Source organism: Amorphoplanes digitatis (assembly GCF_014205335.1).
GTDB lineage: Bacteria > Actinomycetota > Actinomycetes > Mycobacteriales > Micromonosporaceae > Actinoplanes > Actinoplanes digitatus.
On the sequence record NZ_JACHNH010000001.1, the window covers coordinates 6846759 to 6868928 of the forward strand.

20 protein-coding genes are annotated in these 22170 nt (G+C 72.0%); 1 reads left to right on the plus strand and 19 read right to left on the minus strand.

Going from position 1 to position 22170, the window contains the following annotated elements; translation table 11 throughout:
• Nucleotides 1-22 precede the first annotated feature (22 nt).
• Complete coding sequence (locus BJ971_RS29895) at nt 23-733, plus strand: LON peptidase substrate-binding domain-containing protein (RefSeq protein WP_184996501.1); 711 nt, start codon at nt 23-25, stop codon at nt 731-733.
• Here BJ971_RS29895 and BJ971_RS29900 read toward each other — a convergent pair.
• From BJ971_RS29900 to BJ971_RS29990, 19 genes are all read right to left on the minus strand, one after another.
• Nucleotides 648-1397: a DUF2567 domain-containing protein gene (locus tag BJ971_RS29900; RefSeq protein ID WP_239087405.1), complete on the minus strand. Its 750-nt coding sequence runs from the start codon at nt 1395-1397 to the stop codon at nt 648-650. The genes BJ971_RS29895 and BJ971_RS29900 overlap by 86 nt on opposite strands.
• Nucleotides 1398-1440: 43 nt before the next feature.
• Nucleotides 1441-4977: a DNA polymerase III subunit alpha gene (gene dnaE / locus BJ971_RS29905; protein ID WP_184996502.1), complete on the minus strand. Its 3537-nt coding sequence runs from the start codon at nt 4975-4977 to the stop codon at nt 1441-1443.
• An 82-nt stretch (nt 4978-5059) separates the two neighbouring features.
• Nucleotides 5060-6526 carry a MinD/ParA family ATP-binding protein gene (locus BJ971_RS29910; RefSeq protein WP_184996503.1) on the minus strand — a complete coding sequence of 489 codons (1467 nt, stop codon included), beginning with the start codon at nt 6524-6526 and terminating at the stop codon, nt 5060-5062.
• Between the two features lie 202 nt (nt 6527-6728).
• Entirely contained in the window at nt 6729-7757 is a 1029-nt protein-coding gene (locus BJ971_RS29915) for a hypothetical protein (RefSeq protein ID WP_184996504.1), read from the minus strand.
• Between the two features lie 27 nt (nt 7758-7784).
• Nucleotides 7785-8711, minus strand: a complete 927-nt coding sequence (locus BJ971_RS29920) for an RluA family pseudouridine synthase (RefSeq protein WP_184996505.1) — start codon at nt 8709-8711, stop codon at nt 7785-7787.
• Nucleotides 8708-9283, minus strand: a complete 576-nt coding sequence (gene lspA / locus BJ971_RS29925; protein ID WP_184999183.1) for a signal peptidase II — start codon at nt 9281-9283, stop codon at nt 8708-8710. Before lspA ends, BJ971_RS29920 begins: the two co-directional genes overlap by 4 nt.
• Before the next feature lie 8 nt (nt 9284-9291).
• The gene (locus BJ971_RS29930; RefSeq protein WP_184996506.1) at nt 9292-9714 is read right to left on the minus strand and encodes a TraR/DksA family transcriptional regulator; all 423 of its coding nucleotides are present in this window, start codon (nt 9712-9714) and stop codon (nt 9292-9294) included.
• A 287-nt stretch (nt 9715-10001) separates the two neighbouring features.
• The gene (locus BJ971_RS29935; RefSeq protein ID WP_184996507.1) at nt 10002-11513 is read right to left on the minus strand and encodes a potassium/proton antiporter; all 1512 of its coding nucleotides are present in this window, start codon (nt 11511-11513) and stop codon (nt 10002-10004) included.
• Nucleotides 11510-11773, minus strand: a complete 264-nt coding sequence (locus BJ971_RS29940; RefSeq protein ID WP_239087410.1) for a DUF167 domain-containing protein — start codon at nt 11771-11773, stop codon at nt 11510-11512. The genes BJ971_RS29935 and BJ971_RS29940 overlap by 4 nt, the downstream gene beginning before the upstream one ends.
• A gap of 288 nt (nt 11774-12061) precedes the next feature.
• A complete protein-coding gene (locus BJ971_RS42710) occupies nt 12062-12958 on the minus strand; it encodes a hypothetical protein (protein ID WP_184999375.1) in 897 nt (298 codons plus the stop codon).
• 43 nt (nt 12959-13001) lie between these two features.
• Nucleotides 13002-13823, minus strand: a complete 822-nt coding sequence (locus BJ971_RS29950) for a DivIVA domain-containing protein (protein ID WP_184996509.1) — start codon at nt 13821-13823, stop codon at nt 13002-13004.
• A gap of 58 nt (nt 13824-13881) precedes the next feature.
• Complete coding sequence (locus BJ971_RS29955) at nt 13882-14187, minus strand: YggT family protein (RefSeq protein ID WP_184996510.1); 306 nt, start codon at nt 14185-14187, stop codon at nt 13882-13884.
• 23 nt (nt 14188-14210) lie between these two features.
• Complete coding sequence (locus tag BJ971_RS29960; protein ID WP_184999184.1) at nt 14211-14912, minus strand: cell division protein SepF; 702 nt, start codon at nt 14910-14912, stop codon at nt 14211-14213.
• A 280-nt stretch (nt 14913-15192) separates the two neighbouring features.
• The gene (locus BJ971_RS29965) at nt 15193-15921 is read right to left on the minus strand and encodes a YggS family pyridoxal phosphate-dependent enzyme (RefSeq protein WP_184996511.1); all 729 of its coding nucleotides are present in this window, start codon (nt 15919-15921) and stop codon (nt 15193-15195) included.
• A gap of 4 nt (nt 15922-15925) precedes the next feature.
• Nucleotides 15926-17053, minus strand: a complete 1128-nt coding sequence (ftsZ, locus tag BJ971_RS29970; RefSeq protein ID WP_184996512.1) for a cell division protein FtsZ — start codon at nt 17051-17053, stop codon at nt 15926-15928.
• Nucleotides 17054-17336: 283 nt separating this feature from the next.
• Nucleotides 17337-18113: a cell division protein FtsQ/DivIB gene (locus BJ971_RS29975; RefSeq protein WP_239087403.1), complete on the minus strand. Its 777-nt coding sequence runs from the start codon at nt 18111-18113 to the stop codon at nt 17337-17339.
• Nucleotides 18114-18118: 5 nt separating this feature from the next.
• Complete coding sequence (gene murC / locus BJ971_RS29980) at nt 18119-19537, minus strand: UDP-N-acetylmuramate--L-alanine ligase (protein ID WP_184996513.1); 1419 nt, start codon at nt 19535-19537, stop codon at nt 18119-18121.
• Nucleotides 19538-19568: 31 nt separating this feature from the next.
• Complete coding sequence (murG, locus tag BJ971_RS29985) at nt 19569-20678, minus strand: undecaprenyldiphospho-muramoylpentapeptide beta-N-acetylglucosaminyltransferase (RefSeq protein ID WP_184996514.1); 1110 nt, start codon at nt 20676-20678, stop codon at nt 19569-19571.
• Nucleotides 20678-22123 carry an FtsW/RodA/SpoVE family cell cycle protein gene (locus BJ971_RS29990; RefSeq protein WP_239087402.1) on the minus strand — a complete coding sequence of 482 codons (1446 nt, stop codon included), beginning with the start codon at nt 22121-22123 and terminating at the stop codon, nt 20678-20680. The genes murG and BJ971_RS29990 overlap by 1 nt, the downstream gene beginning before the upstream one ends.
• Nucleotides 22124-22170 lie beyond the last annotated feature (47 nt).

Below are 22170 nucleotides of genomic sequence, written 5' to 3' on the forward strand. Positions count from 1 at the left end.
ATCAGGCCGATACGCTCGCACCGTGGGCGCGATTATCCCGGTCTTCCCGCTGGGCACGGTGCTCTTCCCCGGCCTGGTGCTGCCCCTGCACATCTTCGAGGAGCGATACCGCACGCTGGTGCGCGACCTGGTCGCCACCACCGACGACGAGCCGCACGAGTTCGGCGTGGTGACGCTGCGGTACGGCTGGGAGGTCGCGACGCCGGACGCCGACGCCGAGCGCCCGGCGGACGAGATGCCGGTCACGGTCGAGCAGTTGTACGACGTCGGCTGCACGGCCGAGCTGCGGCAGGTCACCGAGCTGCCCGACGGCCGCTTCGACATCGTCACGGTCGGCCGGCGGCGCTTCCGGGTGGTCGCGATCGCGGCGGAGACCCACCCCTACGTGACCGCCGAGGTCGAGTGGCTGCCCGACGAGGACGGCGCCGGCCCGGCCGCGACGCTGCTTGCGCCGCGGACGCTCGCCGCGTTCCGCACCTACCTGGATCTGCTGCGGCCCGACTCCGAGGTGCTCGACCAGGTGCCGGACGACCCGACCGTGCTGTCCCACCTGATCGCGGCGACCGCGCAGCTCACCACCGACGAACGGCAGGAGCTGCTGGCCGCGCCCGACACGGCCACCCGGCTGCGCACCGAGCTGCGGCTGCTCAACCGCGAGGCGGGTCTGCTGGCCAAGGTGCGGGCGGTGCCGGTGCCGCTGTCGGATCTGGCTCGTCCGGTGAGTCCGAACTAGCGTCCGTCAGGTCGTGGCCGTAGCCCGGCTTCGCGCCGGGCAGGTCCAGGTCGGGGTCGTTGGACCAGCCGGCAAGCAGCGTGGTGACGATCACCGCGGCGAACGCGATCACCAGCAGCGCGCCGTGTGTCCGCAGGTCCGGTGGCCGGGCGTAGGTGTCGCCCGCCGCCGACGTCCGCTGCCACTCGTCCCAGGCGCTCAGCCCGACCAGGCGGCCGACCTGCCAGGCGACGACCGCGCAGGCGAGGCCGCCGAAGGTCACCCCGAGCACCAGGGCGGGTCCGCGATCGCGGCGCAGCAGCATCCAGATCAGCACTGCGGCGAGCAGGCCGAAGCCGAAGCCGAGCAGGGTGAACCAGGCGTCCGCCGCGACGTACTCCTCCGGCGACGGGTCGTTGACCACGATGCCGTTCCGTCCCGCGTTGATCACCGGCACCGACGGCGCCAGCCACGACCAGAGCAGGCCGAGCGGCGCACCGGCCACTGCCAGCCCGGCCGTCACGGCCGCCATCACGGACACCGTGCGCCGCGGCGACCGGTGCGGCGGGCGCGGCTGTTCCCAGGCCATCGCCTCCGAGGGCGGGCCGAACGGGTAGGCCGGCTGGGTGTCGTACTGCGGCACCTGCCCGTACTGCTGTGGGGCCGGCTCCTGGCTGGGGTTCACGCCCCGATCCTGCCAGGTCCGCCCCCGGCGCCCGCAGGGAGCATCAAAGCACCGCCGACGGGCCGAGGATCGTCTTCAGGTCGGCGCGCAGCGCGGGCGTCGGCGCGACCCGCACCGCGCCCAGCCGGAAGATCGTGGTGCGGCTGCCGTTCTGGAGGTGCACGTGCACCTCGGCGTCGCCGGGGTGGCTGACCAGGATCTCCTTGAGCTCGTCGACCAGGGGCGGCGTGCACCGGGTGATCGGCATGGTCAGGGTGATGGGCTTGCTGTCCGGGTTGTGCGTCACGTCGGGCATCGACATGTCCATCGCCATGATCCGCGGGGTGTCGTCGCGGCGGTCCACCCGGCCCTTGACGACGACGATCGCGTCCTCGGCGATGTACTGCCCGATCACCTCGTAGGTGTTGGGGAAGAAGAGCGCCTCGACGCCGCCGGCCAGGTCCTCGAGGGTCGCCGACGCCCAGGCCCGGCCCTGCTTGGTGATGCGCCGCTGCACGCCGGTGAGGATGCCGGCGAGCGTGACGACCTGCCCGTCCGGTACCGAGCCGTCCTCGTTGAGCGCGGCGATCGTGGTGTCGGCCGAGTTGTGCAGGAGCTGCTCGAGGCCGGCGAGCGGGTGGTCGGAGACGTAGAGGCCGAGCATCTCCCGCTCGAACGCGAGCTTGTCGCGCTTGTCCCACTCGCCGTCGCCGATGGTCGGCATCGCGACCGTCGCCGCGCTGCCCGCGCCGGAGTCCTCGCCGAACGAGGCGAACAGGTCGAACTGCCCGGCCGCCTCGTTCTTCTTGACGTCCGCGTACGCGTCGATCGCCTCGGCGTGCACGGCGAGCAGGCCCTTGCGGGTGTGCCCCATCGAGTCGAAGGCGCCGGCCTTGATCAGGGATTCCACGGTCTTCTTGTTGCAGGCGACGGCATCGACCTTGGACAGGAACTCGTAGAAGTCCTGATAGTCGCCCTTCTCCTTACGGCACCGGGCGATCGCCTCGACCACGTTGTTGCCGACGTTGCGGACCGCGGCCAGGCCGAAGCGGATGTCCTTGCCGACCGGCGTGAACGGGCCGGCGGACTGGTTGACGTCCGGCGGCAGGACCTGGATGCCCATGCGCCGGCACTCGGCCAGGTACATCGCCATCTTGTCCTTGTCGTCGCCGACGCTGGTCAGCAGGCCCGCCATGTATTCGGCGGGGTAGTTCGCCTTGAGGTAGCCGGTCCAGTACGACACCAGGCCGTAGCCGGCCGTGTGCGCCTTGTTGAAGGCGTAGTCGGCGAACGGCACCAGGATGTCCCAGATGGCCTTGATCGCCTCGGGCGAGTAGCCGTTGGCCTTCATGCCGTCGCTGAACGGCACGAACTCCTTGTCCAGGACCTCTTTCTTCTTCTTTCCCATGGCCCGGCGCAGCAGGTCGGCCTGGCCCAGCGAGTAGCCGGCCAGCTTCTGCGCGGCGCGCTGCACCTGCTCCTGGTAGACGATCAGGCCGTAGGTCGGGCCGAGGATCTCCTCCAGGGGCTTCTCCAGCTCCGGGTGGATGGGGATGATCTCCTGCTGCTTGTTCTTGCGCAGCGCGTAGTTGGTGTGCGAGTTCGCGCCCATCGGGCCGGGCCGGTACAGCGCCAGCACCGCGGAGATGTCCTCGAAGTTGTCGGGCTTCATCAGCCGCAGCAGGGAGCGCATCGGCCCGCCGTCGAGCTGGAACACGCCTAGGGTGTCGCCGCGGGCGAGCAGGTCGTATGTCGGCTTGTCGTCCAGCGCCAGCCCCAGCAGGTCGAGCTTGCGGCCGTGGTTGAGCTCGATGTTCTTGACCGCGTCGTCGATGATCGTCAGGTTCCGCAGGCCGAGGAAGTCCATCTTGAGCAGGCCGAGCGTCTCGCAGGTCGGGTAGTCGAACTGCGTGATGATCGCCCCGTCGGCGTCGCGGCGCATCAGCGGGATGTGGTCGATGATCGGCTCGGCGGACATGATGACGCCGGCCGCGTGCACACCCGTCTGCCGGATCAGGCCCTCGATGCCCCGGGCCGTGTCGATGACCTTCTTGACGTCGGGGTCGGTGTCGTAGAGCGTGCGCATCTCGCCGGCCTCGCCGTAGCGCTTGTGATCGGGGTCGAAGATGCCCGCGAGCGGGATGTCCTTGCCCATCACGGCCGGCGGCATGGCCTTGGTGATCCGGTCGCCCACCGCGTACGGGTAACCGAGCACCCGGGCAGAGTCCTTGATCGCGGCCTTCGCCTTGATCGTGCCGAAGGTCGCGATCTGCGCGACTTTGTCCTCGCCCCACCGCTCGGTGACATAGCGGATGACCTCGCCGCGCCGGCGCTCGTCGAAGTCGATGTCGACGTCGGGCATCGAGACGCGCTCGGGGTTGAGGAACCGCTCGAAGATCAGGCCGTGCGGCAGCGGGTCGAGGTCGGTGATCCCCATCGCGTACGCGACGAGCGAGCCCGCCGCCGAGCCGCGGCCCGGCCCCACCGCGATGCCCTGCCGCTTCGACCACTGGATGAAGTCCGCGACCACGAGGAAGTAGGACGGGAAGCCCATCTGGTTGATGATCCCGAGCTCGTACTCCGCCTGCTTGACGTGCGTCTCGGGGACGCCGCCCGGGAAGCGCCGCTTGAGGCCCTCGAACGCCTCCTTGCGGAACCAGGACTCCTCGGTCTCGCCCTCGGGCACCGGGAACCGGGGCATCAGGTTCTTGAAGGTGAACATGCCCTCGGTGTCGACCCGCTCGGCCACCAGCAGGGTGTTGCGGCAGCCCTCCTGCCAGGCCTCGGAGGAGTCGACGGCGCGCATCTGGTCGGCGGACTTGACGAAGTAGCCGCTGCCGCCGAACTTGAACCGGTTGGGGTCGGCGATGTTGCTGCCGGTCTGCACGCAGAGCAGCACGTCGTGCGCCTCGGCCTGGGCCTCGTGCGTGTAGTGCGAGTCGTTGGTGACCAGCGGCGGGATGTTGAGCTTCCGGCCGATCTCCAGCAGGCCGTCGCGGACCTTGCGCTCGATGTCGAGCCCGTGGTCCATGATCTCGAGGAAGTAGTGCTCCTTGCCCAGGATGTCCTGGTACGCCGCGGCGGACTTGAGCGCCTCGTCGAACTGGCCGAGCCGCAGCCGGGTCTGCACCGCGCCGGACGGGCAGCCGGTCGTGCCCATGATGCCCTCGCCGTGCTCGGCGATGATGTCCATGTCCATCCGGGGCCACTTGCCGAGCTGGCCCTCGATGGAGGCCCGGGAGTTGAGCCGGAACAGGTTCTTGAGGCCGACCGCGTTGCGGGCCCACATGGTCATGTGGGTATAGCCGCCGGAGCCGGAGACGTCGTCGCTCTTCTGCTCGGGGCGGCCCCACTTGATCCGCTGCTTGGTCAGCCGCGACTCGGGGGCGACGTAGGCCTCGACGCCGATGACCGGCGTGATGCCGGCGGCGGTCGCCTGCCGGTAGAAGTCGTAGGCGCCGTGCATGTTGCCGTGGTCGGTGATCGCCACCGCCGGCATGCCGAGGCGTTTGGCCTCGGCGAACAGATCCTTCAGCCGGGCGGCGCCGTCGAGCATCGAATACTCGGTGTGCACGTGGAGATGCACGAACGAGTCAGACACCCAGGCCCCCTTTTCCCGCTGGCGAATCCGGCCTTCGAGAGCCTAGTCCGACCCGGGCCGGGTGGCACCGGGGACACCCGCTCTATTCGGCGAACGGCTCGATCATCGCCGCGGCGGCGCGCATCCAGGCCTGGCGGGTCTCGGGCTGCAACACGCTGTATTCGATCGACGACCCGACCTCGAGCGCCGGGTCGTAGGGCACGACCGCGACCGCCCGGGTACGGGTGGCGAAGTGCTTGGCCAGATCGTCGAGCAGCGGCAGCTTGCCCGGCGACGGGCAGGAGATCAACGTCACCGCGTTGGAGACGAGGTCCTCCATGCCGGTCTCGTTGAGCACGTCCAGCATCCAGTCGGCGGTGAACGCCGCGTCCTCGCGCGGGACCGTCGTGACGACCAGCTGATCGGCGCTGCGCATGACCGTCTGCCAGTTGACGCTCTCGACGTTGTTGCCGGTGTCCACACAGATCACGTCGTGGGTGCGGCGCAGCAGGTCCATCACCCGGCGCACCGTGCCCTGGTCGAGCCGCTGAGCGAAGCGCGGGTTCTCCTCGCCGGCGAGGACGTCGTATGAGCCGTCGGAGGCGTGCCGCAGGAAGTCGTCGAGGTGCGACATCAGCCCCTCGCCGTGCAGGTTCTCGATCTCGAGAAGCTCGCTGACCAGGTGCCGGATCGTCCGGGCGTGCCGGGCGCTGCCGGCGCGCAGGCCCAGCGTGCCGCGCAGCTCGTTGTCGTCCCAGGCCAGCACGCCGCGGCCGCGGACGCTGCCGATGGTCGCGGCGGCCAGCACGGTGGCGGTGGTCTTGTGCACGCCGCCCTTGGGGTTGGCGAACGCCATCACCCGCGGCTTGCCGAGCTTGCGGCGCAGCAGCGCGACCGAGCGGTCCTCCTGCTCCGGCCGGGCCTGACGCCACTCGATCCGGGCCGGGGCGGGCGAGGTCGGCGCCGGCGTGGCGACGGCCGGCTGCCGCGGCGCGATGGTCGGCGGCGGCATCACCGAGGCCGACGCGACCGAGGCGGCACCCCGGCTGGTCGGCGGCGCGGAGACGGGCGAGGGCGAGACCCGGCCGATCGACGGGGCCGCGGAGCCCCGCGCCGGGTTGAAGAAGCTGTGCGGCTCCTCGCCGGAGGCGGGCCGGGCCTGGAAGCCCTCGCCGATGCGGGACTGCCGGCGCGCCTCGGCGAGCGGATTGACCGGGCGGCCGTCTGGCTGCCGGGCCTCGGCGGGCGGGGCGAGCGGGGCGAGCGGTTCGGACTGACCCAGCCGTTCACCCAGGCCGGCCCGGCCGGGGCGGCGGTCGAGCGGGTTGAGCGGGCGGCGCTCCGGCTGGCGCGACTCCTGGCCGCGGGCCTGCTCGCTCTGCCGTGGATCGAGGGGGTTGAAGGGTCGTCCGGCGGGCCGGGGCGCCGGGCGGCGTGGCCCGTCCTGGTTGCCCTCGGCGTCGGACTGCTCCTCGGCGGCCCGGGAACCATGCCGGGCCCGGTCGAGCAGCGCCCGCCAACGCGGGGCTGGTTCCGCAGGCCGGCCCCAGCCGGTCTCGGTCCCATCCACGGCTCGTCCTCCCAGCGATTGCTCGATGTGCCTGCTCGACACTCCCACGGACCCCCGTTGCCCTAGACAGGCTACGGACGCCAACCCTATTCAGGCCACACCCAATGACCGCAATTGTGCGGCGGTCTTGATTGCCCGTCGGCGTCAAGCTCGTGCACGTTCATCCAACCCGTACCCATGGCGGCACACGCCGCCCCCGCATTCAACGCCTGGAGGCGCCCCGAGATGCTCCCGGAGCAGTGATCGGCGCGTCCGGGTCCGCGCCCCCGGACCGTACGGAGGGAACGGCAGTGCTCTCCTGAACTGCCGCGGCTGAATGGCCGGACCCCACTGCGGGGTTGTCTGGTGAGGCAGATCTCACAGCCGCCCCGGTGGATGAGGGTAGTGGCGCGGGGGTTGCCGGGGCAACAGTCCGGGACCGCGATGGCACGCCCTCCAGCGCCGGATCGTCGTCGGGCACCAGGACGGTCTGCTCGGGCAGCACGGGCCGGAACTCGGTGCGGTCGAGGCTCCGGACCTCCGGCGCGGGATCGACCGCCCGCACCTCCGGGCGGTTCGCGAGCCGGTCGAGCACGAGCGGGCCGGCGCGCACCACGGCCGCGAACGCGCAGGCGCAGTGCGCCCGGTACGCGGCGGCCTCCGACGCCGCGGTGCGCGCCGCGGTGTCGTACGCCCGGCGCAGCCGGATCTCGTTGACGCCCTCGCCATGCAGCTCGGCGCCGAGCTTGCGGTAGTCGGCCTGTTCCTGGTCGCGGGCCAGCGCCGCGTTGAGCATCCCGGCGACCACGTCCTGTGGCATCCGGTAGACCGGGACCTTCACGACCTGGGTGCGCACGCCCGCGAGCGGGGCGCGCACGTAGACCTGTGCGACCGGAACGCCCTCGAGCGCGGCCTGCAACCGATCCGGCGCGAGGTACTCCGTCAGGCTCACCAGGGCCCAGGTCTCCCCCGCCGCCGGCGATCCCGCCGAGGGCAGCAACGCGGCCAGCTCACCGCGGCTGGACCGCAGGTAGCCGCCGACCGACTGTCCCTCGACGACACCGACCCGGACCACGTCGCCGGTCGGCTTCTCCAGCTCGGGCCCGCGGTCGGCCACCCACACCACGGTGACCAGCAGCGCGGCCGCCGCCGCCAGCGCCAGGCCGGTCATGAACCGCAGCCGCGCCGGGGACATGCCGATGCGCGGCAGGCCATGGTTCAGCGGCGGCAGCATCCGGTCCCCGGGCCTCATGAGGTGGTCCCCCTCGCAAGGTCGATGTCAGCTGGCGTCGCGGAGCAGGTCCAGTGCGTGCCCCAGGTCCTCAGGGTAGTCGCTGACAAAACGGACCTCGTCCTGCGTACGGGGATGCAGGAAGGCGAGCTCGCGCGCGTGCAGCCACTGGCGGTGCAGGCCGAGCCGGGCGGCCAGGGTCGGGTCGGCGCCGTAGGTGACGTCGCCGACGCACGGGTGCCGCATCGCCGAGAAGTGCACCCGGATCTGGTGTGTACGGCCGGTCTCCAGCTTGACGTCGATGAGGCTCGCCGAGCGGAACGCCTCGAGCGTGTCGTAGTGGGTGATGCTGGGCTTGCCGTCGGACATCACCGCGAACCGGTAGTCGGCGGTGGGGTGCCGGTCGATCGGCGCGTCGATGGTGCCGCGCAGCGGGTCGAGGTGGCCCTGCACGATCGCGTGGTAGCGCTTGTCGACCTCGCGCTCCTTGAAGGCACGCTTCAGCGCGCTGTAGGCCATCTCGCTCTTGGCGACCGCCATCAGCCCGGTGGTGCCGACGTCGAGGCGGTGCACGACGCCCTGGCGCTCGGCGGCGCCGCTGGTCGCGACGTTCTGGCCCATCGCGGCGAGCCCGCCGATCACGGTCGGGCCGCTCCAGCCCGGGCTCGGGTGCGCGGCCACGCCGACCGGCTTGTCCACCACCACGATGTCGTCGTCGCTGTAGACGATCTTCATGCCGTGCACCGGCGTCGCCACCAGCGTCGGCGCGGTCACCGGCGGGGGCAGCGTCACCTCGAGCCAGGCGCCGGCACTGACCTTGTCGGACTTCGGCCGCGGGATGCCGTCGACGAGCGCGTCGCCGGCCTCGACCAGGGTCGCGGCCGCGGTGCGGGACAGGCCGAAGAGCCGCGACACGGCCTGGTCGAGCCGCATCCCGTCGAGGCCGTCGGGTACGGGCAGGGAGCGCGCGGTCATGCGGTCTTCTCGGCCTTCTCGGTCTTGGCGGACTTCGCGGTCCGCACCATCCGCGAACCGTCGCGCTGGCGGCCGGTCAGCTCCAGCAGCACGGCGAGGACCACGCCGACGGAGAGGCAGGCGTCCGCGACGTTGAAGACCGCGAAGTACTCGGCGTAGGGGCCGAACATGCTGATCATGTCGACCACGTGGCCCTGGAACGGGCTCGGCGCCCGGAACACCCGGTCGCCCAGGTTGCCGAGCGCGCCGCCGAGAACCAGGCCGAGGGCGATCGCCCACGGCACCGAGCGCAGCCGGACGGCCATCCAGGTGATCCAGCCGATCACGGTGAGCGTGACCAGCGGGAACACCCAGGTGTAGCCGCTGCCGAGGCTGAACGCCGCCCCGCTGTTACGCAGCAGCGAGAGGTAGATCAGCCCGCCGAGGATCCGCACGGGCTCGCCCTCGGTCAGGCCCTTGGTGCTGAGCTCCTTCACGAGCTGGTCGAGCCCGACGGCGACCAGGGCGGTGACGGCGAGCACGAGCACCGCCCGGCCCGAGAAACCGGGGCGCGCACCCGGTCCGGGCTCAATGTCGGCGTTCAGCGTCGTTCCTCCAACTGCTTACAGGAAACACAGAGAGTCGCGACGGGGAACGCCGCCAGCCGCTCGACGGGGATGGCATTGCCGCATCGCTCACACCAACCGTAGTTGCCCTCGCCGAGACGGTCGATGGCGCGCTCCACCTGTGTGACACGCTCGAGCATATTGTTCGCAAGAGTGATCTCCTGCTCCCGCTCGAACGTCTTCGTCCCGGTATCGGCCTGATCGTCCCCGGCGGAGTCGGCGAGACGCTCGCGCTGGAGCTCGGTGATCTCGGTGAGCGACCGGTCGTACTCCGCCTGCAGTTCCACGCGGCGCTCCTCGAGCGCGACCCGGATCTTCTCGGTCTCCGCCGCGCTGCGCGCCTTCCGCGGCGCGGCCTTCGCGGCCGACGCGGACCGGGTCTCGGTTGCCTTGGCCATCGTCGCTCCCCTGAGCCGCGCTCGGCGCGGCGAATCGGCTGTCTTCAGCGGTCATGAAGGGGCGCGCTCGCCCACCCGCCCCAGTCGATGCTCCTGCCACGCCCCCACGCGACCCGTGCACCGCCCCACGTGCACAAACGGCGCGGCCAGCCACCGCCGCGCACCCCTAGAGGCTGGCAAGGATACGGAACGTGAAGGTTACCGACAACACGGCGCACCGTACCGAGTGACCACTAACCGGGACGAACCATACCGAAAACCTGCGTCGGATACCCGACGCAAGGGGATCAGCGCTTCTCGTGACCGTCCTCGCCGTGCCAGCGGGCCAGCCGGCCGCGCCGGCTCACCGCCCGCAGGCGCCGCTCGGCGACGTCCCGGGCGGCGGCGGTGGTGACGATCAGCAGGTCGTCCCCGGTCCGCAGCCGGGTGTCCGGCCCCGGCACGAATCCCGCGCCGTCCCGCACCACGAGCGTCACCACCGCGCCGACGGGCAGCCGCAGCTCGTCGATGTGCACCCCGGCCAGCCGCGAGCCCGGCTCGATCTCGATCTGCAACACGTCGGCATGCATCCGCTCCAGCGGCGCGGCCTCCACGTGGATCTCCACCGCCTCGGCCGGCGCGGTGATCCCGAGCCGGCGCGCCACCGGTCCGAGCGTGCCGGCTTGCAGCAGGGTGAAGATGATCACGAGCACGAAGACCGCGTCGAACAGCCCGTCGGAGCCTTCCGTCCTGAGCGAGAGCGGGATCGTCGCGAGCACGATCGGCACCGCGCCGCGCAGCCCGGCCCAGGACAGGAAGGCCCGGCTGCGCCAGGCGAGCCGGCGGCCACCGCGGGTGACCAGCGCCGACACCCAGACGGAGAGCGGGCGGGCGAGCAGCACGAGCGCGAAGCCGACGACCAGGGCCGGCACCAGCGCCGCGTCCAGCCGGCTCGGCTTGACCAGCAGCCCGAGCAGCACGAAGAGCCCGATCTGCGCGACCCAGGCCAGCCCGTCGGCGAAGCCGAGGATGGCCCGGCGGTGCGGCAGGCGGCTGTTGCCCAGGACGACGCCGGCCACGTAGACGGCGAGGAAGCCGGACGCGTGCGCGGCCGCACCGGCGGCGTACGCGAGGAAGGTGAGCGCGACCGCCGCGATCGGGTACAGCCCCGCGGCGGGCAGGGCGGCGTGCCGCAGCAGCCAGCGCCCGGCCATGCCGACGGCGAGCCCGATGGCGGTCCCCGCCGCGAGCTCGTAGCCGACCAGCAGCAACTCGTGCCACCAGGGATGCTCCGGCCCACCGGCGGAGGAGAGCAGGATGACCAGCAGGACCACTGGGGCGTCGTTCATGCCGGACTCGGCCTCGAGCGTGGCGACCAGCCGCGGCGGCAGCCGCAGCACCCGCAGGGTCGCGAAGACCGCGGCCGCGTCGGTCGAGGAGAGCACCGCGCCGTAGAGCAGCGAGAGCCGCCAGTCGAGGCCGAGGACCAGGTGCACGACGACGCCGACGACGGCGACGCTCACGGCAACCCCGATGGTGGCCAGCACCGCGGAAAGCCCGAGCACCGGCCGCAGGGTGGTCCAGCGGGCGGTCAGCCCACCCTCGGCGATGATCATGATCAGAGCGCAGAAGCCGAGGGTACGGGTGAGGCCGGCGTCGTCGAAGCGGATGCCGAAGCCGGCCTCCCCGATGAGCATGCCGATGAACAGGTACACGAGCAGGCTTGGCAGCCCGAGCCGGGTGGAGAGCCGCACGGCGGCCACCGCGACGAGCAGCACGGCGGCACCGACGAGCAGCGCGAGATCGAGCCCGCCGGTCATGGGGTGCCGTCACGCAGCGCGGCCAGCCGCTCGCCGACGTCCCCGGCCACGGTGAAGACCTTGTCGCGGCTGGTGGCACCGATCTTCAGCTCGACGTCGCCGGGCCGGAGCCCGAGCGCGGCGGCCAGGGCACGCCGCACCGCCTCGGTGGCCTTGCCGTCGACCGCGGGCGCGCCGACCGCGACGATCAGCGCCGGACCGTGCGGACCGTCGTAGCGTCCGCCCACCCGGGTCCGCCCGGCACCGGGCCGAACCCGCACGGCGAAGGATCGCTCCGCCGCGGGCCGCCCGCCCTTCCCGGTGGACGCCGGGGACCCCGCGCGGGCGGTTTGTGCCGCGCCGGGCGCGATGGCCGGGTCGGTGGAGGGAGCGCGACGCTTGGCCATGCCCCATTGTGCCGATCTTCGATCCCGTGCCCCACCGGGGTCACCCCGCAACGCCCGGTGATCATTGGCGACCACGGAGAGCTATCACGTCGACCCGTCCGCGTGCGGGCCGAAGGGCTGCACTTACGGGCAACGGCGCGAGGCACCCCTAGGCGCCCCGGATCAGTACCGGGCGGCGGCCGCGACCAGGCGATCCACCGGGCGGCACAGGCCGCACGGGCTGAAGCCCAGCTCGACCGCCTCCGCGACAGGCAGGCCCTCGGTCATGCGCCCGATCAGGTGCGGGCAGTCCGGCAGGTGATAACGCGGCCGGCCGTCCACGACCAGCACCTCGGCGTCCAGCCGGGCCACCTTGACCGCGTCCGCCGGGCGGACGGCCTGCGGCAGCGGTTCGTCGTCCGGGTCGTCCGGGTCGGGCTCGTCGAACTCGTCGGCCGGCCCGGCGTAGTCCGGTCCGGAGCTCTCCGGCCCGGCGAACGACAGGTCGTGAGCGGCCGGGGCCTCGGCGAAGGCCGGTGCGGCGTCCGCGGGCGCCGGCTCACCGCGCCACGCGTCCTCGTCCGGCGCGGCGGCGCGGGCTCCGCCGATGACGGTGGCCGCCCGGTCGTAGTCGGGATCCTCCGCGCGCGAGGCCGCGCCGGCGGCCTGACCCGAGGAAGTCCGGCCGGCGGCGGCATCGTCGTAGAGGTCCGCGTCCGGGTGCACCCGCTGGGTCACGTCCGGGGCCGAGTGGTACTCGTCCGCGTCGCGGCGGCCGGCGGCGTAGGCGGCCTCGTCGTCCTGGGGGCCGTCGAACTCCGGGAACGGATCGCCGGCCGGATGGTCCCCGCCGCGGGCCGCGTCCTGGTGCGCACGGGCCGGCTCGCCGACCGGGTCGTCGCCCGGTACCCGCACCGCGCGCCGGGCGGCCGAGGCCTGCCGGGCGCCGATGACCAGCGCCACCGCGGCCAGCAGGCTGGCAACGATGGAACTGATCAGCAGAGAGCTCGATCCACCGGCGAGGCCGAGGACGAGAAGCGTCACGGCGACGAGGATGAGCAGCAAACTAGCAACGATCATGGCTCATCCCCGCCGCAGTGGGAACCGATCCGCAAGCCGAGGCTCAGCGGCCGGTCTCGATGGAACCGGCGCGGCTGCCGCCGTAGGAGCCGGCGAGGCCCGCGGCGGCGAGACCGCCCGAGCCGCCGACCGAACGGTTGGCGTCGGCGCGGGACATCTCAGCTTCGAGGCCCTGGCCGCGACCGTCGAGGTCGCGCAGCTGGCTCTCGAGGTACGCCTTGAGCCGGGTGCGGTACTCGCGCTCGAACTGCTTGAGCTCCTCGATGTGCTTCTGCAACGCGGAGCGCTTGGCGTCCAGGCCGCCCATGGCCTCCTGGTGCCGCTGGCGCGCGTCGCGCTCGAGGGCATCCGCCTTGGCGCGGGCCTCGCGGGTGACCTCCTCCGCCTTGGAACGGGCGTCGGAGAGAAGCTTGTCGGCCTCCCGGCGGGCGTCGGACACGTGGTCGTCGGCCGTGCGCTGGGCCATCATGAGGACGCGCAGTGCCTGCTGCTCGCCGTCGGCACCGCCGGCGGCGCCGGCTCCGGCACCGACCGGGCCCTGTGCCCGGACCTGCTCAAGCTCGGCCTGCATCTGGCGGGCGGCCTGCTCAGCGGCAGACTTGTCGCGCTGCACCCGGTCGAGCTGGGCCTTCATGTCGTTGAGCTCGGCGGCCAGACGCGGGTCGGCGCTCGGACCGGCTGGTGCGCCACCCCGACCGCCGCGCTCCACCTGGGCGCGCAGCTCGTTGTTCTCCTCGATCAGACGGGCGAGCTCGCGCTCGACCTCGTCCAGGAAGGCGTCGACCTCCTCCTCGTCATACCCCCGCTTGCCGATAGGGGGTTTCTTGAAGGCGACGTTGTGCACGTCGGCCGGGGTCAGCGGCATCGAAACTCCTCGGGTCAGTTGCGGCCGCGTGGGGCGCAGTCGATCAGGGCGAACGCGGTCACGCGAACTTCCTGATCAACTCCGCTAACACGAAGTTCAAAAGCACGAACAGGATAACCAGCAGGACCAGGGACGCCAGGTCCAAACTCACGGTACCAATTCGAAGCGGTGGGATCACACGCCTCAACGCCTTGAGGGGTGGATCAGTGACGCTCCACACCGATTCGAGTGCCGCCGACGCCCCGCGCCCCGGCTGCCACCGACGCCCGTACTGCAGCACCGCACCCAGGACGAACCGGGCCAACAAGGTCAGGAAGAAGACGTAGAGAAACAGATAGATGATCTGGAACACGATCGACAGCACGTCAGGCGGATCCCTCGTTAGGGTCAACTCTGGTTGAAGAACCCACCCTCAGCGATCTTGGCTTTGTCCTCAGCGGTGACCTGGACATTGGCCGGTGAGAGCAGGAAAACCCGGTTGGTCACGCGCTCGATCGTACCGCGCAGCCCGAAAGCCAGCCCGGCCGCGAAGTCGACGAGTCTGCGGGCATCGCTCTCGTCCATCTCGGTGAGATTGATGATCACCGGTACGCCGTCACGGAAGTGCTCGCCGATCGTGCGCGCCTCGCGGTACGTCGTCGGGTGCAGCGTGGTGATCTGGTAGCGCTGGTCCTCCTCGACGATCCGCTGGTGCGCCTGCGGCTGAGCCTGCGGCGCGAGCGCCAGGTTGTCGCGGGTGGCGTAGCTGGACGTCTCGGCGACGGGCGCCGACGGCCGGGTGATCGAGCGGACGCTGGCCCGCTCCTGGCGCTCGGGGCGATCGTGGTGGTCGTCACGCTCGAGGTCGATGCGGGCGGCGGCGCGCTCGAGGCGGCCGCTGCGCTCCTGGCGGGCGCGCGGCAGCGCCGGCGCCTCGTCGACGTCGTCCTCGTCGTCGGCGAACTCGTCGGCGTAGCGGTAACCGGAGTCACGGTCGCGGTCACGGTCGCGGTCACGGTCGCGGTAGCCGCCGTCGCGGTAGCGATCGTCGTACTGGTCGTCCTCTTCGACGAGTCCGAGCCAAACCCCCGCCTTACGCAATGCGCTCATGCCATCACCCCCGCCGGCGGGCACTGAGCTGATGATCCGCTCGCAAGCTTGCTCATGTGGCTACCCCCAGCCCCCTGCTCGGCGCCGAACCGCTCGTCCATGCCCCCACCTCCGTCCGCTGTGCGGCCCGCGCCCCCTCGGCGTGCCGCGTCCCCCCTTGCACAGGCACCCGATCGTCGAACATCGACCGGGTCCCGCCGCGACGCTGCGTCGTCGGGCGCGTCGGCCGAGGCACGTCGCGCGTAAACAACACGTATGTAGTTTGCTGCCCGCCGCAAGGCTACCGCAGCGTGTTTCGCATCCCGAGTAAAGAAGTGCCGATCCGTACGTGTGTCGCGCCGTGCCGAACGGCCTGCTCGAGATCGCCGCTCATGCCCGCCGAGACGGCCGTCGCGCCCGGGTATTCCGAGCGCAGCCGCGCGGTCAGCGCGGCCAGATCCGCGAAGGCCCGCTCCGGCTCCCAGTCCAGCGGCGCCACCGCCATCACGCCGCCGAGCCGAAGGCCCTCGGCGTCGTTCACCGCCGCCGCCACCCGCCACAGATCACGGTCGGCCTCCGCGGCACCGGCGATCGCGCCGCCCCGGGCCGGATCACCGTCGATGCTCACCTGCACGAGCACGTCGAGCGGGCGCTCCCGCAGCCGCGCGGCGGCGGTGGACAGCGCCCCGGCCAGGCGCGTCGAGTCGACCGACTCCACCACGTCGGCGTAGGTGACGACCGACTTGGCCTTGTTGCGCTGCAACTGGCCGACGAAGTGCCAGCGCACCTCGACGTCCTGCGCCCGGACTGCCGCCGACTTCGCGGCCGCCTCCTGGTCCTTGTTCTCGCCGACGTCGGTGACGCCGAGCCCGGCGAGCAGCACCACGTCGCTCGCCGGGTAGGTCTTGGTCACCGCGACCAGGGCCACCGAGCCCGGATCGCGGCCGGCCGCCGCGCAGGCACGCCCGATCCGCTGATGCACCTCGTCCAGCGAGGCCGCCAGCAGGTCGCGGCGTGCCTGGACCGTCAACCGCTCAGGAGCCGTTCTTCAGGAAGTCCGGCACGTCGACGTCGTCGAAGAGCACCCGGCGCGGCGGCGGGGCGGCCGCCGGCGGCGCGGGCGGGGTGACCGGCACCGTCGCGGCCGGCGCGACCGCGGGCGGGGCCGCGGGCTGCGGAACCTTGCGCGCGGGCTCGGCCGGCTTGTACGAGGGCGTGCCCCCGTCGAAGCCGGCCGCGATGACGGTGACCCGGACCTCGTCACCGAGGGCGTCGTCGATGACGGCGCCGAAGATGATGTTGGCGTCGGGGTGCGCCGCGTCGGTGACCAGCTGCGCCGCGTCGTTGATCTCGAACAGGCCGAGGTCGGAGCCGCCGGCGATGGAGAGCAGCACGCCGCGCGCGCCGTCCATGCTCTGCTCCAGCAGCGGGCTGGAGATGGCCTTCTCGGCGGCCTCGACGGCGCGGTTGTCGCCGCGCGCGCTGCCGATGCCCATGAGCGCGCTGCCCGCGCCGCTCATCACGCTCTTGACGTCGGCGAAGTCCAGGTTGATCAGACCCGGCGTGGTGATCAGGTCGGTGATGCCCTGCACGCCGGAGAGCAGCACCTGGTCGGCCTGGCGGAACGCGTCCATCATGCTGATGCCGCGGTCGCCGAGCGCCAGCAGCCGGTCGTTCGGGATGACGATGAGCGTGTCGCACTGGTTGCGCAGCTCGTCGATGCCCGCCTCGGCCTGCACCTGGCGGCGCTTGCCCTCGAAGGAGAACGGCCGGGTGACCACGCCGATGGTCAGGGCGCCCAGCTTGCGGGCGATGTTCGCGACGACGGGCGCGCCGCCCGTGCCGGTGCCACCGCCCTCGCCGCAGGTCACGAAGACCATGTCGGCGCCCTTGAGCACCTCTTCGATCTCGTCGCGGTGATCCTCGGCGGCGTTCTTGCCGACGTCCGGCTGCGCGCCGGCGCCGAGGCCCCGGGTCAGCTCGCGGCCGACGTCGAGCTTGACGTCGGCGTCGCTCATCAACAGTGCCTGGGCATCGGTGTTGATCGCGATGAATTCGACTCCCTTGAGCCCAACCTCGATCATGCGGTTAACGGCGTTGACGCCGCCGCCACCGATGCCGACGACCTTGATGACCGCAAGGTAGTTGTGCGGAGGTGTCATCGGGCTCAGCCTTCCCTTCCAGGGTTTTAGGTGTCGAGGGCCCCAGCGGCCCGGCCAAGAACCCGCCATCGACATCCGCTCCGTACAAGGGAGGGCGAGGAAACCCTCACCCTCTACTAGAGGCTTAGTGTTATGTCAACTACTCAACCTCTCGTGGGCAACGTAAGCGGACCTCAGGCGACATCCAAGGACCGACGCGGCGTGTCGGCGTCCGCTTACATGGCGACTATCCGACTGAGCCGTAACCTGTGACGGAATGCGCCGTTCGGTCCTTTTCGTCCGGTTAACGGATCGTGACCACGTCCGGGGCGCTGACGTCGATCGTGTCGCCCTTGCGTTCGAGCAGTGCGGTGGCCACCCGGGCCTTGTTGTCGCTCTGGGTGTCGTCGCCCCAGACCACCGTCCGGCCCCGGCGCAACCCGAGGCTGACCTGCGCCGGCGCCGGCACCGATATGGACACCAGCTGGTCGCGCAGCTCCGCGGTCAGCGCCGAGAGCACCGTCAGGGCCGAGCGGGTGTTGATGTCCTCCGGGCCCGGCGCGGCGAGCCGGGCCACCGGCAGCCCGCCCGGCCGGCTCGACACAGTCCGGTAGGCGACACCCTCGGCGTCGATGAGCGTGTACGCGTCGCCGACGGGCACCGCGGCGACCGGCGTGCGCTCCACCACCTCGACCACGACCGTCGAGGGCCAGCTCCGGGAGACGATCGCGCGGTCGACCGCGGGCAGGGCCTCGACCCGGCCGCGGATCCGGTCCAGGTCGACCCCGGCGAGCGGCTGGTTCATCCGTACGGCCGCGGCCTGCTCGACATCGAGCGGCGCGAGCGAGTCCGCGCCGACGACCTCGATGGCGCGCACGCCGAGCACCGACGTCCCGTACACGATCCAGGCGAGTGCGCCCGCGATCAGCGCGACCCCCGCGCCGACCGCCCAGGGCAGCGCCGCGCGGAGCCGGCGCCGGCGGGCGCGGGCCATGAACCGCCGCACGGAGGCCGGTACGGCGTCGGTGTCCGCCCGGACCAGCCGCCAGCTACGCCCGCCCCCGCCCCGGCCTTCGCTCACGCCAGTCAGGCCTCGGCCAGCGCGGCCAGCAACTCGTCGCCCATCAGCGAGATCGGCGGCGCGCCCATGGTGACAACGACGTCGCCGGGGCGGCTGCGCCGCACGACCTCGGCGGGCACGTCCTCCCAGGACGGCACGAAGATCTTGCGCTCGGCGGGCAGGTCGACGGCCGCGGTCAGCGCCACCCCGCCCTCGCCGGGGCCGCGCTGCTCGCCGGGGCCGAAGACCTCCATGACGATCACCTCGTCGGCGATGGCCAGGCCCTCGGCCAGCTCGGCCTGCAGGTCGCGGGTCCGGTAGACGCGGTACGGCTGGAACACCACGACGAGCCGGCCGTCGCCGGCCACCTCGCGCAGCGTGCGCAGCGCCGCCTTCACCGAGGTCGGGTGGTACGCGTACTCGTCGTAGACCCGGATGCCCGCGACCGTGCCCTTGCGCTCGAAGCGGCGCCGGACGCCGGGGAACGACGCGAGCGCCTCGGTCACCTTCTGCAGCGGCAGCCCGAGGCGCAGCGCGGTCAGCACGGCCGCCGCGCTGTTGAGCCCCATGTGCCGCCCGGGAAGCGCCAGCGTGATCTCGCCGAGCGGCTTGCCGTCGAGCGTGGCCTGGTAGCGCACGCCCTGCACGGAGGAGACGATGTCGGTGATCCGCAGGTCGGCGCCCTCGGACTCGCCGTAGGTGTACACCGTGCGGCCCGCGGCGCGCAGCCCCGCGATCAGCTCCTGAACGCCCTCGTCGTCGGCGCAGGTCACCACGAAGCCGTCGGCGTCGGTGAGCTCGGCGAATTCGAGGAAGCCCGCCTTGAGCCCGGTGAGGTCGCCCCAGTTGTTGAGGTGGTCGCCCTCGATGTTGGTGATGATCGCGACGTGCGGGCGGTAGATGAGGAACGACTTGTCGCTCTCGTCCGCCTCGGCCACGAAGTAGTTGCCGGAGCCGTGGTGGCCGTTCGAGCCGGCCGCGGAGATCTCGCCGCCGATCACGAACGACGGGTCCTCCCCCGCGTGCTGGAGGATCACCGTCATGATCGACGTCGTGGTCGTCTTGCCGTGCGTGCCGGCGACCGCGATCGTGCGGCGCCCGGTCATCGCGGCCGCGAGGGCCTCGGAGCGGTGCAGCACCCGCAGGCCGCGGCGGCGCGCCTCGACGATCTCCACGTGGTCCTGCGGGATGGCGGTCGAGTAGACGACGGTGTCGACGCCGTCCAGGTTGGACGCCTCGTGCGCCATGTGCACGGTGCCGCCCAGCGCGCGCAGCGCGGCCAGCGCGGGCCACTCCCGCAGCTCGCTGCCGGTGACCGGCACGCCGCGGGTGAGCAGCAGCCGGGCCAGGCCGCCCATGCCCACCCCACCGATGCCGATGAGGTGGACGGTGCCCAGATCCTCGGCGGTCAACTCACCGGCCGGCGTCAGCTCAGCGGTGTTCACAGCGGCACTCCAGCGGTCGTTGGTGAAAGGGTCATCGGCCGGCCACCGCTTCGCACACGAAGTCCAGCAGCGCCTCGTCGCCGTCGCGACGGCCGTACGCGCCGGCCGCGGCACCCATGGTGGCCAGCCGCCGCGGGTCACGGGCGAGCGGCACGATCGTGCGCTCGATCCATTCGGGCGTGAGCTCGGCGTTGTCCACCAGCAGGCCGCCGCCGGCCTCGACGACGGGCAGCGCGTTGCGCTTCTGCTCCTGGTTGCTGTGCGGGTACGGCACGTAGACCGCGGGCATGCCGATCGCCGTCGTCTCGGCCACGGTGATCGCGCCGCCGCGGCACAGCATCAGGTCGGCGGCCGCGTAACCGAGCTGCATGTCGGACAGGTACGGCACGACCACGTACGGCGTCGGCAGGTCGCTGGGCACCTCGAACGGATCGTTGCGCCCGCCCTGCACGTGCAGCACCTGCACGCCGGCGTGTGCCAGCTTCTTGGCGGCGCCGGCCACCGCGAGGTTGATCGTGCGGGCGCCCGAGGAGCCGCCGGAGACGAAGAGCACCGGCAGGTCGGGGCGCAGCCCGAAGTGGGCCAGGGCGTGCGGTCGCAGCGCCTGGCGGTCCATCCGGGCGATGGCCGTGCGCAGCGGCACGCCGACGACCCGGGCGTCGCGCAGCGACTCGGCCTGCTGCGGCTGGGTCGGGAAGCCGACCGCGATGTGCTTGGTGAACTTCATGCCCATCCGGTTGGCCACGCCCGGCGGCACGTTGACCTCGTGGATGACGATCGGCAGCTCGCGCCGCCAGGCCGCCAGGTACGCCGGCACCGAGACGTACCCGCCGAAGCCGACCACGACGTCCGCCTCGACCTCGTCGATGATCTTCCCCGCGGCGTGCGCGGACTTGTACATCCGGTCCGGGGTGCGCAGCAGGTTCAGATTGACCGCCCGCGGCAGCTGGAACGCCGGAATGACCCGCAGGTCGTAGCCGGCCGGCGGAATCAGCTCGTTCTCCATGCCCTTCGGGCTGCCCAGGGTGGTGATCCGCACCTCGGGGAAGTGGCGACGCAGGGCGTCGGCGAAGGCGAGCAGCGGGTAGATGTGACCGCCGGTGCCTCCTCCGGCGAGCACGACCGACCGCAGCAGACCCATCACCTTCTCCTCTCGCCCCCCGCGTTCGCAGGTGTCCGGCCGCCCTTCTTCTGGGCGGTAGGGCGCGACGGCCCCGGCCGCCGCGGCGGGGGGAGCGGCGGCAGCGGGGCCCAGACTAGCCGTACCCACCGAGCGGGCGGACGGGCATGCAGGGCTCGGGCCGCGTCGGGCTCCGCGCGGGCGAAGGAGGCGAGCATGCCGATGGCGGAGAGAGTCACGACCAGCGCGCTGCCGCCGGCCGAGATGAAGGGCAGCGGCAGGCCGGTGATCGGCAGCAGGCCGACCACGCCGCCGATGTTGATGACGGCCTGCGCCACCAGCCAGGTGGTGATCGCGGTGGCGACCAGCCGGCGGAACGGGTCCTGCACCCGGCGCGCGATCCGGAAGCCGGTGTACGCCAGCACCGCGAACAGCGCCAGGATGACCACGCAGCCGACGACGCCCAGCTCCTCGGCGACCACGGCGTAGATGAAGTCGTTGTCCGCGGCGGGCAGCCAGTTCCACTTCAGGGCGCCCTTGCCCAGCCCGACGCCGAACCAGCCGCCCTCGTGGATCGCCGAGCGGCCCTGTAGCAGCTGGTAGCAGGGGCCGAGGGAGCACTCGTCCGGCGGCCGCAGGAACGTCGTCAGGCGCAGCAGCCGGTAGTTTTCCTCGCCCTCGGCGCCGGATCCCGCGCCGCGGGACGCGGCGGCGATGAGCAGCCCGATGCCGGAGAAGCCGAGCACGCCCAGCGCCGCGAAGACCCGCAGCCGCACGCCGGCCGCCCAGAGCAGGCCGATGATCAGCGCGAGCACCACCAGCATGGTGCCGAGGTCGTTGTATCCGACAAGCACGAAGAGCAGGCCGACGATCGGGAACAGCGGCATGGCCAGCTCGCGCCAGTAGCCGAGGGACGCGCCCTTGCGGGCGATGATGTCGGCGCCCCAGAGCACCACGCCGAGCTTCGCGAACTCCGACGGCTGCACGCCGACCGGGCCGACGTAGAGCCAGAGCAGCTCGGCGTGCACCGGGCCGAGCCGCGGCTTGTCGACCAGGTCGACCGCCTTGAGCGCCATCAGCAGGTCGAGGACGGCGAGCAGCACGACGGCCAGGCCCAGCACGTACTTACCGAGGAAGCGCAGCGTGCCGGAGGGCAGGCGCTGGAAGACCCAGAAGCCGAACAGCCCGAGCGCGGCGAAGAGCAGCTGGTTGCGGATCGCGGAGAAGGCGTTGCCGTCCTCCGCGTACGCCTTGACGCTGGTCGCCGAGAAGACCATGGTCAGGCCGATCAGCAGCAGCAGGCCGGAGCTGGCGATCAGCAGGTAGTAGGAGGAGAGCGGCCGGGCCAGCAGCCCGTGCACCGCCGGCAGCAGCTGCTGGCTGAGCGATCTCGGCCTGGCCGCGGGCGCGGTGGCGGCCGGCGACACGATGACCGTGGGCCGGGCGTCGGGCTTCTCCTCCCCCATGTGCACCATCATGGTGGCGCGACACGCCTGCCCCGGGATGCGGCGCT

Bases quoted from the DNA above. Each gene is read 5' to 3' on its own strand.
- BJ971_RS29920 (WP_184996505.1), bottom strand. From the start codon at position 8,711: ATGACCGCGCGCTCCCTGCCCGTACCCGACGGCCTCGACGGGATGCGG.
- BJ971_RS29950 (WP_184996509.1), bottom strand. From the start codon at position 13,823: ATGCCGCTGACCCCGGCCGACGTGCACAACGTCGCCTTCAAGAAACCC.
- BJ971_RS29915 (WP_184996504.1), bottom strand. From the start codon at position 7,757: ATGAGGCCCGGGGACCGGATGCTGCCGCCGCTGAACCATGGCCTGCCG.
- ftsZ (WP_184996512.1), bottom strand. From the start codon at position 17,053: ATGACACCTCCGCACAACTACCTTGCGGTCATCAAGGTCGTCGGCATC.
- BJ971_RS29935 (WP_184996507.1), bottom strand. From the start codon at position 11,513: ATGACCGGCGGGCTCGATCTCGCGCTGCTCGTCGGTGCCGCCGTGCTG.
- murG (WP_184996514.1), bottom strand. From the start codon at position 20,678: ATGGGTCTGCTGCGGTCGGTCGTGCTCGCCGGAGGAGGCACCGGCGGT.
- BJ971_RS29990 (WP_239087402.1), bottom strand. From the start codon at position 22,123: ATGGGGGAGGAGAAGCCCGACGCCCGGCCCACGGTCATCGTGTCGCCG.
- BJ971_RS29960 (WP_184999184.1), bottom strand. From the start codon at position 14,912: ATGAGCGCATTGCGTAAGGCGGGGGTTTGGCTCGGACTCGTCGAAGAG.
- BJ971_RS42710 (WP_184999375.1), bottom strand. From the start codon at position 12,958: ATGATCGTTGCTAGTTTGCTGCTCATCCTCGTCGCCGTGACGCTTCTC.
- BJ971_RS29930 (WP_184996506.1), bottom strand. From the start codon at position 9,714: ATGGCCAAGGCAACCGAGACCCGGTCCGCGTCGGCCGCGAAGGCCGCG.